General features: G+C 34.0%; 16 protein-coding genes and 1 tRNA gene. 6 read left to right on the top strand and 11 right to left on the bottom strand.

Translation table 11 applies throughout. From position 1 onward, the window contains the following. The first annotated feature begins 20 nt into the window (after window positions 1-20). Window positions 21-1,001, top strand: a complete 981-nt coding sequence (gene hemB / locus ACQY2P_RS01105) for a porphobilinogen synthase (RefSeq protein ID WP_428326585.1) — start codon at window positions 21-23, stop codon at window positions 999-1,001. After that, on the top strand, window positions 998-1,309 hold the full coding sequence (locus ACQY2P_RS01100) for a hypothetical protein (protein WP_428326584.1): 312 nt from the start codon (window positions 998-1,000) through the stop codon (window positions 1,307-1,309). Before hemB ends, ACQY2P_RS01100 begins: the two co-directional genes overlap by 4 nt. Here ACQY2P_RS01100 and ACQY2P_RS01095 read toward each other — a convergent pair. Together ACQY2P_RS01095 and ACQY2P_RS01090 are read right to left on the bottom strand one after the other, a co-directional pair. After that, window positions 1,306-1,926: an HD domain-containing protein gene (locus ACQY2P_RS01095; RefSeq protein ID WP_428326583.1), complete on the bottom strand. Its 621-nt coding sequence runs from the start codon at window positions 1,924-1,926 to the stop codon at window positions 1,306-1,308. The genes ACQY2P_RS01100 and ACQY2P_RS01095 overlap by 4 nt on opposite strands. Then, window positions 1,927-2,547 (bottom strand): hypothetical protein, encoded by a 621-nt coding sequence (locus tag ACQY2P_RS01090; RefSeq protein ID WP_428326582.1) that lies wholly within the window; start codon window positions 2,545-2,547, stop codon window positions 1,927-1,929. A 185-nt stretch (window positions 2,548-2,732) separates the two neighbouring features. On the opposite strand from ACQY2P_RS01090, the gene ACQY2P_RS01085 reads away from it, so the two are divergent. Further along, entirely contained in the window at window positions 2,733-2,855 is a 123-nt protein-coding gene (locus tag ACQY2P_RS01085; RefSeq protein ID WP_428326581.1) for a hypothetical protein, read from the top strand. Window positions 2,856-2,888: 33 nt separating this feature from the next. Here ACQY2P_RS01085 and ACQY2P_RS01080 read toward each other — a convergent pair. Next, a tRNA-Leu gene (locus tag ACQY2P_RS01080) sits at window positions 2,889-2,990 on the bottom strand. A 121-nt stretch (window positions 2,991-3,111) separates the two neighbouring features. Between ACQY2P_RS01080 and ACQY2P_RS01075 the strand changes: the two genes are divergently transcribed. Next, a complete protein-coding gene (locus tag ACQY2P_RS01075; protein ID WP_428326580.1) occupies window positions 3,112-3,426 on the top strand; it encodes a DNA-binding protein in 315 nt (104 codons plus the stop codon). Here the strand turns inward: ACQY2P_RS01075 and ACQY2P_RS01070 are convergent. Continuing rightward, a complete protein-coding gene (locus tag ACQY2P_RS01070; protein WP_428326579.1) occupies window positions 3,420-4,025 on the bottom strand; it encodes a hypothetical protein in 606 nt (201 codons plus the stop codon). The genes ACQY2P_RS01075 and ACQY2P_RS01070 overlap by 7 nt on opposite strands. A 60-nt stretch (window positions 4,026-4,085) precedes the next feature. Next, window positions 4,086-5,057 carry a histone H1-like repetitive region-containing protein gene (locus tag ACQY2P_RS01065; protein WP_428326578.1) on the bottom strand — a complete coding sequence of 324 codons (972 nt, stop codon included), beginning with the start codon at window positions 5,055-5,057 and terminating at the stop codon, window positions 4,086-4,088. Window positions 5,058-5,193: 136 nt separating this feature from the next. Between ACQY2P_RS01065 and ACQY2P_RS01060 the strand changes: the two genes are divergently transcribed. After that, complete coding sequence (locus tag ACQY2P_RS01060) at window positions 5,194-5,505, top strand: hypothetical protein (RefSeq protein ID WP_428326577.1); 312 nt, start codon at window positions 5,194-5,196, stop codon at window positions 5,503-5,505. On the opposite strand, the gene ACQY2P_RS01055 is transcribed toward ACQY2P_RS01060, so the two are convergent. Continuing rightward, window positions 5,494-6,162: a phosphatase PAP2 family protein gene (locus ACQY2P_RS01055; RefSeq protein WP_428326576.1), complete on the bottom strand. Its 669-nt coding sequence runs from the start codon at window positions 6,160-6,162 to the stop codon at window positions 5,494-5,496. The two genes, ACQY2P_RS01060 and ACQY2P_RS01055, sit on opposite strands and share 12 nt — an antisense overlap. Window positions 6,163-6,280: 118 nt before the next feature. On the opposite strand from ACQY2P_RS01055, the gene ACQY2P_RS01050 reads away from it, so the two are divergent. After that, window positions 6,281-7,507 carry a phosphoglycerate kinase gene (locus ACQY2P_RS01050; RefSeq protein ID WP_428326575.1) on the top strand — a complete coding sequence of 409 codons (1,227 nt, stop codon included), beginning with the start codon at window positions 6,281-6,283 and terminating at the stop codon, window positions 7,505-7,507. Here the strand turns inward: ACQY2P_RS01050 and ACQY2P_RS01045 are convergent. Genes ACQY2P_RS01045 through sufB form a run of 5 tightly spaced genes read right to left on the bottom strand, consistent with a single transcriptional unit; the run spans window position 7,500 to window position 12,367 of the window. Continuing rightward, a complete protein-coding gene (locus ACQY2P_RS01045; protein WP_428326574.1) occupies window positions 7,500-7,844 on the bottom strand; it encodes a hypothetical protein in 345 nt (114 codons plus the stop codon). The two genes, ACQY2P_RS01050 and ACQY2P_RS01045, sit on opposite strands and share 8 nt — an antisense overlap. A 1-nt stretch (window position 7,845) precedes the next feature. Beyond that, window positions 7,846-8,289 carry an iron-sulfur cluster assembly scaffold protein gene (locus tag ACQY2P_RS01040; RefSeq protein WP_141976197.1) on the bottom strand — a complete coding sequence of 148 codons (444 nt, stop codon included), beginning with the start codon at window positions 8,287-8,289 and terminating at the stop codon, window positions 7,846-7,848. Next, on the bottom strand, window positions 8,286-9,530 hold the full coding sequence (locus ACQY2P_RS01035) for a cysteine desulfurase (protein ID WP_428326573.1): 1,245 nt from the start codon (window positions 9,528-9,530) through the stop codon (window positions 8,286-8,288). Before ACQY2P_RS01035 ends, ACQY2P_RS01040 begins: the two co-directional genes overlap by 4 nt. Before the next feature lie 16 nt (window positions 9,531-9,546). Further along, window positions 9,547-10,947, bottom strand: a complete 1,401-nt coding sequence (sufD, locus tag ACQY2P_RS01030; RefSeq protein ID WP_428326572.1) for a Fe-S cluster assembly protein SufD — start codon at window positions 10,945-10,947, stop codon at window positions 9,547-9,549. 19 nt (window positions 10,948-10,966) lie between these two features. Next, complete coding sequence (gene sufB, locus ACQY2P_RS01025; RefSeq protein ID WP_428326571.1) at window positions 10,967-12,367, bottom strand: Fe-S cluster assembly protein SufB; 1,401 nt, start codon at window positions 12,365-12,367, stop codon at window positions 10,967-10,969. Window positions 12,368-12,438 lie beyond the last annotated feature (71 nt).

Genomic DNA, 12,438 nt, shown 5'->3' with positions numbered 1-12,438 from the left:
ACCCAAAGAGAATTTCTAACATGTCATTTCCAACTAGACGTCTACGCAGATTAAGAACATCAGATAAAATGAGAGAATTGGTTCAACAGACAACACTTTCTCCAAAAGATTTCATTTGTCCAGTATTTGTTCAAGAAGATCTAAAGACAAGAACCAAAGTAGAATCAATGACAGCCATTGAAAGACTTCCACTTGATGATGTCAATGACGAGGTAGGAACCATTAGTGATTTAGGCATTCCTGCAATCATGTTATTTGGAATTCCAACTCAAAAAGATGACGCAGGAACTTCTGCATTTGAAGATAACGGAATTGTGCAAAAAGCAATTTCCCAGATCAGAGAAAACTTTGGAGACAAGATGGTAATTATGGCAGATGTATGTCTGTGTCAGTTTACATCCACAGGGCATTGTGGAATTGTTCAAGGAAATAAAATTGATAATGATACTAGTTTAGAAACCCTTTCAAAAATTGCAGTAAGTCAAGCAAAAGCAGGAGTAGATACAGTTTCACCTTCTGCAATGATGGATGGGCAAGTTGCAGCAATCAGAAAAGCACTAGATGATGAAGGTTATTCAGATGTTTCAATAATGTCTCACTCTGCAAAACATCGTTCAAACTTTTATGCACCATTTAGAGATGCTGCAGAATGTGCACCAAAATTTGGAGACAGAAAAACATACCAAGTTCCATACACAAATGCCAGAGAAGCAATGATGGAAGTAGAAACGGACATCAATGAAGGAGTAGACATTGTAATGATAAAACCTGCATTATCATATTTGGATTTGATTGCAGAAACAAGAAGAAGATTCAATGTTCCAGTTTCAGCTTATAGTGTTTCTGGGGAATATGCATTGGTAAAGGCTGCTTCACAGTTAGGATATGTCAATGAAAAAGACATGACTGAAGAGATACTGTATTCAATAAAGAGGGCAGGTGCAGACATGATAGTTACCTATTTTGCAAAATCTGCTGCAAAATTTCTTCAAGAATCATGAGAAACGACGAACGTTATGAGATTCAAAGGGCATTTGATTTACTACCACATGTAGTTGGTGCAAGTTGGGCATCTGTTGAGTTTAGAATGAAAGGCATCAAAAAACCCACAAGAGAGGAATTTCGTGAGAAAACCCTAGAATATCTAAAGATGGTAGAACCAGTCTTTGAATCATATCCTAAAGACGAGAAATTTGATGCGATTCGAAAGTACATTGATTTTAGAAAAAATGAAGAATACGAGAAAATAATTTCAGGATTGAATAAAGAGATTGAGAAAAGATATGACAGGTATGTCGATTACGGTTAAACTTCTTGTTTTAGTTGTTTAAGATAGTCTTTTAGAATTCTAGTTCTTCTTTTTGCTTCTATTTTTCCAGATTTTGTATTCATGAGAGATTCAAGTTTCAGTAATTTTTGAAAGAAATGATCCACAGTCCATGTTTTATCATCAGGAGTTCTTTTTTTGCAAAACGGGTCATCGATATTGTAAAAAGGTCTCTTCAAAGAACCGCCTGTAGCAAAAACCCGAGCAATACCAATTGCACCTAATGCATCTAATCTATCTGAATCTTGTAGAATTTTCCCTTCAATAGTTTTAGGAATTTTCTTTTGAGAAAAGCTATGGTCACGAATAGCATCTGAAACTATTGCAATTTCATTTTCATTAAAATCATATTTTTTTAGGATTTGTTTGGACTTTTTTGCACTTTCAACTGAAGACATTTTTGAGCGTTTGTCAGATTTTGGGTAAGAAACAATATCATGTAATAATGCAGCACTTAAAACCAATTTTTCATTTGCTTTTTCTATTTTACAGATTTTTTGTGCATTTTTGTATACTCTCATAATATGTTCAAAGTCATGAGCTGGATCATTTTCCATAATTTTTTTCACATCTTTTTTGAGTAATTCAAGAACCTTCATTTAGAATCGCCATATTTTTGGTTTGACAAATTTAATTTTTCTCTGAGTAATTAATACTGTCCAGTTTATTGATGCAAACAGAACGATTACTCCTATTCCTACACCATCAATTAACAAAATTCCAGTTAGACGATCCTCGAAAATTTCCAAGAAAGGTTGCAAAACAGCATTTCCAAAATAGATCATGATAATGTATGAAATTGTTCTACCAAACCAAAATCCAATATAGATTCCAATACTCTTTGCACGCATTAATCCATATGTGATAAATAACATATTGCTTGGAAGCGGAGTAGCACCAAAAAGAAATGATGCAAGTAGATAACCATACTTTTTGTGATTAAGATAATCACCAATTATGTCAAGATTTGATTTTTGTTCTTCTCCAACAAACTTTCTAAATAATCCACTGATTTTTTTGAGAAAGAATCTACCAATAGTAGCACCTGTTGCACCAACCATAGCAAGAAACACAATATTCAAACTGGGATCAAGAAGATAGAAAGATGTCAATACAATCCAGCTTGGCGGCATTAAGATTGGAGATGCATTTACAAGAATTAATACAAGAAAAATTCCAAAATATGATAATTCTCCAAAAATTTCAAAAATATCTACCATCTTTCAAAGAATATGCTAGTTTTTTTGTTTCTAAACCCTTGGATCAAGGGTTAGTCATGAAAAAATTTCATTCTGATCTGAAAAATTAAAAAAATTACATGTTTTTCAAAACAATGATCAGGTATTGTAACAAATTGGATCAATCATGCAATATCTTTATAAGCAAATTATGCCTATAGTTAGGCATGTCCGAAATGGTTTGGAAGTGTTTTAGATGCAATTTATCATTCAAGGACGAAAGTGTAGCAGAAATGCACAAACAGATTTCAGAGCATTCTGTAAGCAAAGTTAAAGCACTTGTTGCTTAATTTCAAAAATTTACAATTTTATAGAAAATTTAGTGCAGAGAGTGGGATTTGAACCCACGAACTCCTGAGAGAAGGGATTTCCTATTTTAGAAGATCTTGAGTCCCTCTCGGTTGACCGGGCTTCGATATCTCTGCAATGAGAATGGTAAAAGAGCAGTATTTTTCGATTACTATTTTGATAAATTTGAAAAATGATCTGTTAATTTGACAAAATTTTAACAAAGCTTATAATCGTGCGTAATGGACTCAAAAATACATGGCAGAATTCATACCAATTGCACAAGTAAAAAAAATGCGAAGTGGAATAAATGCTAAAGCCGAAGTAAAAAGTAAAGGAGACCCAAGAACTGTTAATCTAAAAAGTGGAGGAACAGTAGATGTCTGTGATGCGGTTATAGCTGATGGTGAAACTGAAGATGACCAAATGAAATTGACATTGTGGGGAGATGATATCAAAGCAGTAAATGTTGGAGATGTTGTTGTAATCACAAATGGATACACCAATGAATTCAAAGGTGAAGTGTCTTTAACAAAAGGCAAATTTGGTCAGATGGAAGTAAATCCTCAATAATTTCTTTTATTATCATAATTATTTTTCAGATCTACTAGTATTACTATAACCCCAATTATTGAAACAATAATTCCCAGAATTAATAGAAACCCAGAAATCATCAAAGGCAGAACCATATTCATTACAGGAGAATCAGGATTTGTAAAAGATTCAGAATTTTCAGGGTCTTCAGAAAACATGGTAACTACAGTAACATCACGAGTGCCAATATTATGAATTTCAAGATTTAATGTATCAGATTGAGATATTTGTAACGCTTCAAAAAGAATTGGTTCATCTTGAACAAACGTTCCATAATCATCTCCGAAAATATTTGAGATTGTGATAGACAGTTCATCACCAGCATGATAATCAATAATTTGAATACCCCACAAAATAGGCACATCAGAAGAATAAGTGGTGTAAGAGAAATAGGCTGAATCATCAGGCATGATTTGAATTTCATTAGAAATTTCATCAAACATATCTTCAAACAATGAAGAGACAAACAAATCACCAGGTCCAGTAACACTAGTTGGAATAGCAGACACTGCAATTGAAAGAGAAATAATTACTAAAACTATACCAAATGCAGTAATTATCGGTCCACGTTTTTTCATTGTAGAAATTTACATAAAACCTAGTTTAAGGATATAGGAAAAAGCTAAGAATGAGTTATTCTAACGTTTTCTTTTCTTTTTAGCTGCAGTTTTTCTTGCTGGTTTCTTTTTAGCTGCAGTTTTTCTTGCTGGTTTCTTTTTAGCTGCAGTTTTTCTTGCTGGTTTCTTTTTAGCTGCAGTTTTTCTTGCTGGTTTCTTTTTAGCTGCAGTTTTTCTTGCTGGTTTCTTTTTAGCTGCAGTTTTTCTTGCTGGTTTCTTTTTAGCTGCAGTTTTTCTTGCTGGTTTCTTTTTAGCTGCAGTTTTTCTTGCTGGTTTCTTTTTAGCTGCAGTTTTTCTTGCTGGTTTCTTTTTAGCTGCAGTTTTTCTTGCTGGTTTCTTTTTAGCTGCAGTTTTTCTTTTAGCTAAAAGTTCTTTTAATTTTGAAGATGCTTTTTCTAATGCTTTCTTTGCAGAGTCTTCAGATTTTGTTCGTCTTTCTAATTCTTTGACAAATTTTTCAGCGGCTTTCTTGCTTGAGGCCATTGTTTCACGAAGTGATGGTTTTGATTGAGATTGTTTTTGGATTTTAGTGGAAATTTTTGATTTTATGCTATCAAATTTAGCAACATCTTCAGCAATTTTCTTGGCAGTTTTTTGTCTGCTTTTAATTTCAGAAGTTAATTCTTCAACATGGTCTCTTAATGAGCGTAATCTGGATTCAGCATACTGTTTTTCTTCAGGATTTTCAGAAAATTCAATTTCTTGTTCAGTTTGTTCAATAGTCTCTTTTTCTCTAGATAAGCGCTCTTCAGCAGCCTGAACAAGTCTTTCAATACTTGCTAATTGTGAATTTTTTTGATTTAATACACCAGAGACATCTGAAACATTCTCTTTCTCAGATTCAATTTTTCTATCAATAGAGTTAAGACCTGATGAAGAACGTCTTTGAGTTGAAATAACATCTTTGAGTTGTTTTTCTGCTTTTTTTCTTAGTTTAGTTGCTTCTTGTTGTTTTTTACGTAGTTGCAAAACTGTTTTTTCTAATGATGCCAATATTCAAACAAATCAAAAGAGTCGATTAAGTTGTTAATATAATCAGGATTTGACTTACCAGTTAAGAAAATTAACTAATATTGATCGCAAATATCATTTTTTTAAAAAATATTAGTCAAGATATATGACAATTATCATGGATTTTCATCCAAAAGACTTGCCAGTTGCAAAAACATATGATCTCAAAGATGAAAAAGATGCATCAAATGCAGTTGAAGATATGGTAAGTATTGGCTTTCAGGGCAAAAATGAAGGATTTAGAGTTTTGATGCCAAAAGAATCAAAACTTGCAAAAAGAATTGGATATACTGTTACGACTGGAGTAACTCATGGATTAAGACAAAAAAATGAAATTCGTGATGTTAGATATTGGACATATCATCATGATGATGAGCATTATGCAATAGTTTTGATTAGCAATTCTGCATTAACAGAGTTAGGTTTTTGATTTATCAAAAATTTTGTAAAGTTTGGTTCTATTTGCCATCACACCAGCAAGCATGATTCCAATAACAGTTCCACCTATCACATCCATAGGGTAGTGCTGTAAAACATAGATTCTACTCAATGAAATCATTACAGGATACAAGAATAGCAAATAAGCTCCTCTAGGGAATCTCTCAGATAATGCATATCCCAAAATAATTCCAAATATTATGGCCCTAGCAGCATGGCCAGAGGGATAAGATGCATCATATCCACCTTCACAAAATAGGGCAAAGGTATCACGGCTAATCTCTACTGGAAACTCTACTCCTTCATAATCAAAATCAGGCCTATCACGGTCAATTCCACATTTTATGTATCCAGTAAGAAGAGTGGACAATACAATCAAGATCATAAGAGTAATTCCAATCCTACGAGTTTTTGGGATAATTAACATCACAATTCCAAAAAGTAGCATGTTAAAGACATCACCGCTTTCTGTAACATACTGCATTATGATGTCAAGTTGAGGATTTCCAACATTTTGAGAGAAAAATGAAATTACATTTTGATCAAAGCTTTCAGTAATTCCAGAATAGACTAACCCAGTTAAAATCAAAAATAAAATTGTCAATAAGACAAATGAACGAGACCTGATATCAAAAAGCCAGCTTTGCAATCAATCAAACTCCATATACACATCTTTTAATTTTTGTCAATAGATAAGTTTTGGAAATCATTATTTTTGAAAATAAAGTTAACCGAATAATTCTGATCGGCTCAAAGAATTTAACCAAGTGCATAATAGAAAAGTCGTGAAGGTACTCACACTGGATGATTTTGATTTAAAAGGTAAGACCGTTTTTTTGAGAGTGGACATGAATTGTCCAATCGACCCAGAAACTATGGAGATTTCAGGTACCAAAAGAATTGAAGAAGCCATAGAAACACTGCAATCACTAAAAGATGCAAAAGTAGTTGTTGCATCACACCAAGGAAGAGTTGGAAATAATGATTATACTGGAATGGATAAACATGCAAAAGTTCTTGAAAAACTAATGAATCGTGAAATAAAATATGTCGAAGATGTTATTGGAGAAGCTGCACAAAATGCAATTAAAAATTTAGAGAATGGGGACATTTTACTTTTAGATAATCTAAGATTATGTGCTGAAGAAAATTATGAGTTTACTCCAGAGAATGCAGCAAAAACAATAATGGTAACTCGATTAGCAAAGCTGTTTGATCTTTGTGTTTTAGATTCATTTCCTAGTGCACACAGATCACATCCATCAATTGTGGGATTCCCACAAGTATTACCTGCATGTGCAGGAAGAATTGTTGAAAGAGAAGTTAGAAACCTGGATGAAATCATGACTGTTGCAAAGGCACCCCATGTGATAGTTTTAGGAGGTTCCAAGGTCCCAGATAGGCTCGAGGCAATCAAATTACTTATTCAAAATGGCAGAGCTGATCATGTTTTACTTACTGGATTAATTGGAAATGTATTCATGCGTGCACAAGCCAGAGTCAAATCTGCACTGGGGATCAAAAGAGAAGAAGAAGTTGTTGCAAAAGCTCACACATTGATAGGAGAATATCCAGATGTCTTTGCAACACCAGTAGACATTGCAATTGACAAAGATGGTGAAAGAGTAGAGATGGATGTAAGAGAGATGGGCAAAGGAGACAAAATATTTGATTTAGGTCCAAAAACTGTAGAATATTATTCAAAATTGATTGCAGGTGCAGGAACTGTATTTATCAGTGGTCCAGCAGGGTTTTTTGAAAAAGAAAATTTTAGTTTTGGAACAAAAGCATTACTAACTGCAGTAGCAAATTCAATGGCAACAACAATTGTAAGTGGAGGTCACTTGACAACTGCACTAAAACAACAAGGATTGGCAGAAAAAATTAATCATATCAGCACTGCAGGGGGAGCATTGGTACTCTATCTTACAGGAGAAAAATTACCGATGATCAAAGCATTAGAAGATGCTAGAATTAAAAACCAATCTAAATAGTAGATTTACACGAAGAGTTTGGACAAAATCTATCTTCAGATTTCCCAAGAAAGATATCTTGGTTACAAGCATTACAATGAAGTTTTTCAACAGTGTCAAAGAGTTTGAGATGAATGGTGGTAAAATTCTGAGCAACATTTCTTGCAAGACCAGAATCACATAGGTCATTGACAAAAGTTTCAATATCATCAATTATCCATGAAGGGTCAATGTCACTATTTTCTTTAAGAATTTCAAAAATAGAATCATTTGTAAAAATGGCATCTGCCTCATTGAATTTTTCAAAGATTATTTTTCTAATTTGAAGTTCAACTGGAGTGTTAGGAGTAAAACTCATACTAGTATAGGTTTGCTGCCTCTTCTTTTAGTTTATCCACATCTTCTGAATTTTCAAGATGTTTTCCAATGTAGGTGTAAAGAGCAGATTTGAGCACCTTAAGAGAGAGCAAAGCGCATTTGATTCTGACTGCTTGCAAGTGTTCTAATCCTAATTCACTGAGAACGTCATTTTTCTCAATATTTCTTACATCATCAAGGCTTTTTCCTTTAGTGATTTCAGTTAAAACTGAAGAACAGGCCATACAAATTGCACACCCTTTTCCATGAAATTTAATGTCAGTTACTTTGTTGTCATCAATTTTCATATCAATATCAATACTGTCACCACATAGTGGATTAGAGTCATGAAAAGTTACATCATGATTTTCTATTTCACCATAGTTTACAGGATTTCTTGAATAATCTACAATCATTTCATGGTAAATGTCAGCATTACTACTCATAACTTGAACACCTTTGCCACCGTATTTAATGAATTAACAAGTACATCAATATCTTCTTTAGTGTTGTAAATGTAAAAACTGGCTCTTGACGTAGCTGCAACATTTAGTCTTTCCATCAATACCTGTGCACAATGATGACCAGAACGTACTGCAATTCCTTCTTCATCAATAATTTGTGCAACATCATGAGGATGCACATCTGCAAAATTAAATGAGATCACACCTCCACGTTTTGAGATGTCTTTAGTGCCATAGATATGAAGTCCTTTGACATTAGATAATTTTTCAATAGCATATTTTGTTAGTTCGATTTCGTGTTCACGAATATTGTCCATTCCGATTTTAGTTAGGTAATCAATTGCAGCACCTAATCCAACAACATCAGCAATGTTAGGAGTTCCAGCTTCAAATTTGTAAGGTAAATCATTCCAAGTAGTTTCGTATTTGTGAACTTCACGAATCATATCACCACCACCATGGAAAGGACTCATTGTGTTGAGTACAGATTTTCTAACCCATAGAGCCCCAATACCAGTTGGGCCCAACATTTTGTGCCCAGAAAATGCAAAGAAATCACAACCTAGGTCTTCAAGGTCAACTTTCATGTGAGGAACTGCCTGAGCTCCATCAACCAAAGTTGGAACGCCTGCGGCTTTGCATTTTTCAATAATTTTTTTGGCATCAGTAATTGTACCAAGTACATTTGACATTAAACTAAAAGTGACTAGTTTTACTTTGCCTGTTGCAAGATGTTTATCAAGATCATCTAGAATTAATTCACCATTATCATCCATTCCAATGTATTCTAGTTTTGCACGTTTTTCTTGTGTGAGAAGTTGCCATGGAACAATGTTACTATGGTGTTCATATTCTGTAGTGACAATAATGTCACCTTCATTAATGTGGGGCCTTCCCCAAGCATATGCAACTAGGTTAATTGCCTCAGTAGTTCCTCTAACAAAGATTATTTCTTGTCTATCTTTTATGTTGACAAATTTTGCAATTTTATCTCTAGTACTCTCATAAGCTTCTGTTGCTTCTTCAGCTAGTGCATAAACTGCTCTGTGGATATTTGCATTATGATTTTGATAATAGTCAGTAATTGCATCAATTACCTGATTTGGTTTTTGTGTAGTAGATGCATTATCAAGATAAACTAGGTGTTTGTTGTCCCTAACAGTTCGTTCAAGTATTGGAAAATCTTTTCTTAGATTTTCAAATGAAGATTGAGTGCTTTGCAAGTTCTAATTTCTCCTGTTAACGGTATTTGTAGTGTTGTTCAATTTCAGCATCTTCGTTATATCTTGTCTCTTCTATTTCGACGAATTTTGCTAGTTCTTCATCAGTGTTAATTGTCAATTCACGATTTTCCCATTTGGATTCAATAAGATATGCAATCCAGGCTCGTACTTGGAAAGACATTTTTCTTGATAATGGCTCCAAAAAGCCTTCAACAATGGTTCTTTCAGCCTCTTCATGGCTCAAACATCTGCTCTTAAGATAGAATATTTGTTCTTCATCAATTTGTGCAACAGATGCAGAGTGAGTTGCTTTAACATCATTTGTTAGAATCTCTAGTCCAGGAATTGCATCAGACTTTGCATTTTTGTCTAATAGAATAGAACGGCCTGACAAAAATGAATTTGATTTTGCAGCATTTTCTTTGATTCGAATCATTCCTTTGAAAAGAGATTTCGATCTGTTTCTTAGAATAGATTTCTCTACTACTCTAGCATCAGTTGCAGGGCTTTGGTGATTCATGTTTGTTTGGATATCAAAGTGTTGATCATTGTTTCCAAATACAACTTCAGATTCATTAGTAGATGCACCAGTTCCATTAAGATAATAATCAATTTTGTATCTAGATAACACAGAACCAAATAGTCCAGAATACCAGTTTACCTTAGAATCTTGTGCCAAGTCAGTTCTTCTAGTTGAGAAATTGACAGAGTTTTGATCCATCATCTGTAAAGTTGTGAGATTTAGTTCTGCATTTGCTGCAACATTTGTGTTAAGCAGTTCAAGATATGCTTGTTGAGTTTCAGTCTTTGGAGAATACAATTCCTGAACAACAGATGCTTTACTACTTTCGTCTGCAAATATGACGTTTCTTGAGATTGTGGATAATCCATCATCAGACAAACAAGATAAGAAGTGAATTGGTTTTTCTACAATTAGATTTTTTGGAATGTGAATAAACACGCCAGAGTTAAATGCAGCATTGTTCAAGGCTGTAAATTTATCATCATTAGAATTTGATGCTTCTAGTGCTTTTTTAACGAGTTCAGAATTGTTTTGAATTGCATCAGAAATAGGAGAAATCACCAATCCTTGAGATTTGAGATCATCAGGAAGGTTGATTTTGTGAATATTAGTTCCGATTTGAATAATACAAATTTCATTTTCTAATTCTCCAAGTCTCCTTTGAAGAAAATCAGGAATGGTATCTTTTGTTGAAGAAGCAATTGAGATTTTTTCAGGGTTTAGTCTTTTTGCATCAGTGTATTTGTTGTAAAGTGGAGACATTTCAAGTGGGAGAGTGCTGTAAATTGAAAGAGAATCTTTTCTGTAATCCTTTAACCAATCAGGTTCATTTCTTGATGAAGAAATTTCGTTGATGTGAGATTCATCAATTTTAGATAATGTTTCTTGAGACATTTTACCACAACCAATGGGATTATCCTACAGAATCATCCATCTCAAGTTTGATCAGACGGTTTAACTCGACTGCATATTCCATTGGAAGTTCTTTTGTGAAAGGCTCCATGAAACCATTAACAATTAGAGATAATGCTTCTTCTTCAGAAAATCCTCTTGTCATAAGATAGAAGATTTGTTCATCTCCAATTTTTCCAACTGTTGCTTCGTGAGTAATTGTTGCATCTTCTTGATTGATTTCCATATATGGATAAGTATCAGTCTTGGAGGTGTCATCAAGTAGTAATGCATCACATCTTACAGTAGATTTTACATTGGTAGCTCCTTTTGCTACATTAAGTAATCCTCTGTAAGTGGAACGGCCATCTAATCTGCTTACGGATTTGGATGTAATTTTAGAAGTAGTGTTTGGTGCCATGTGAACCATTTTTGCTCCTGTATCTTGATGTTGTCCTTTGCCTGCAAATGCAATGGATAATGTTTCACCATAAGCACGTTCACCCATAAGATAGACTCCAGGATATTTCATGGTAAGTTTACTGCCAATGTTACCATCAATCCATTCAACTGTTGCACCTTCATATGCATAAGCTCGTTTTGTCACGAGATTGTAAACATCATTACTCCAGTTTTGGATTGTGGTGTATCTTAGATGTGCGTCTTTGTGTGCAACTAGTTCAACAACTGCAGAGTGTAATGACTCTGAAGAGTAAACAGGAGCAGTACATCCTTCAATGTAATGTACATCTGCACCTTCATCTACAATGATCAATGTTCTTTCAAACTGACCAATGTTTTCAGCATTAATTCTAAAGTATGCTTGAAGTGGCATGTCAACTTTGACACCAGGTGGAACATAGATGAATGAACCACCACTCCAAACTGCACTGTTTAGTGCGGCAAATTTGTTATCCTCTGGAGGAATAATTTTTCCAAAGTATTTTTTGAAAATTTCAGGATGTTCTTTGAGTGCTGCATCAGTGTCTAAAAATAAAACACCTTGTTTTGCCAAGTCTTCTCTTAAACTGTGATACACAACTTCAGATTCGTATTGTGCACCAACACCTGCTAAGAATTTCTTTTCAGCTTCTGGAATTCCTAATTTGTCAAAAGTGTTTTTGACATCTTCTGGAACGTCATCCCAATTCTTTTCTGCTTTTTCAGATGCTTTTGCATAATAATAGATATTTTGAAAATCAATGACACTGAGATCGCCTCCCCAAGTTGGCATGGGTTTCTTCATAAAAATTTCAAATGAACGTAATCTAAAATCAAGCATCCATTGTGGTTCATCTTTCATTTTGCTGATGCCAATTACTGTGTCCTTAGTCAAGCCTTTCTTGCTAAGGTGGACATACATTTCTGTAGAGTCTTTAAAATCATATTTTGAATAATCCATGTCAAGGTTTTCAGTTGCCATGAGCAAAATAACCCCGTTATATTATAAATACATGAGGAAAAATAGGCGGAGCTAAATAGGATGAGCTAAAT

It is taken from the genome of Candidatus Nitrosopumilus sp. (genome assembly GCF_965262695.1).
Taxonomy (GTDB): Archaea; Thermoproteota; Nitrososphaeria; order Nitrososphaerales; family Nitrosopumilaceae; genus Nitrosopumilus.
The sequence above is the reverse complement of the archived record's forward strand: the minus strand, read 5'-3'. Positions and strand labels throughout refer to the sequence as shown.

Excerpts from the sequence above, each read along its gene's own strand:
- sufB (WP_428326571.1), bottom strand. The coding sequence starts at position 12,367 with ATGGCAACTGAAAACCTTGACATGGATTATTCAAAATATGATTTTAAA.
- ACQY2P_RS01100 (WP_428326584.1), top strand. The coding sequence starts at position 998 with ATGAGAAACGACGAACGTTATGAGATTCAAAGGGCATTTGATTTACTA.
- ACQY2P_RS01085 (WP_428326581.1), top strand. The coding sequence starts at position 2,733 with ATGTCCGAAATGGTTTGGAAGTGTTTTAGATGCAATTTATCATTCAAG.
- ACQY2P_RS01040 (WP_141976197.1), bottom strand. The coding sequence starts at position 8,289 with ATGAGTAGTAATGCTGACATTTACCATGAAATGATTGTAGATTATTCA.
- ACQY2P_RS01070 (WP_428326579.1), bottom strand. The coding sequence starts at position 4,025 with ATGAAAAAACGTGGACCGATAATTACTGCATTTGGTATAGTTTTAGTA.
- ACQY2P_RS01060 (WP_428326577.1), top strand. The coding sequence starts at position 5,194 with ATGGATTTTCATCCAAAAGACTTGCCAGTTGCAAAAACATATGATCTC.
- hemB (WP_428326585.1), top strand. The coding sequence starts at position 21 with ATGTCATTTCCAACTAGACGTCTACGCAGATTAAGAACATCAGATAAA.
- sufD (WP_428326572.1), bottom strand. The coding sequence starts at position 10,947 with ATGTCTCAAGAAACATTATCTAAAATTGATGAATCTCACATCAACGAA.
- ACQY2P_RS01045 (WP_428326574.1), bottom strand. The coding sequence starts at position 7,844 with ATGAGTTTTACTCCTAACACTCCAGTTGAACTTCAAATTAGAAAAATA.
- ACQY2P_RS01090 (WP_428326582.1), bottom strand. The coding sequence starts at position 2,547 with ATGGTAGATATTTTTGAAATTTTTGGAGAATTATCATATTTTGGAATT.
- ACQY2P_RS01075 (WP_428326580.1), top strand. The coding sequence starts at position 3,112 with ATGGCAGAATTCATACCAATTGCACAAGTAAAAAAAATGCGAAGTGGA.
- ACQY2P_RS01095 (WP_428326583.1), bottom strand. The coding sequence starts at position 1,926 with ATGAAGGTTCTTGAATTACTCAAAAAAGATGTGAAAAAAATTATGGAA.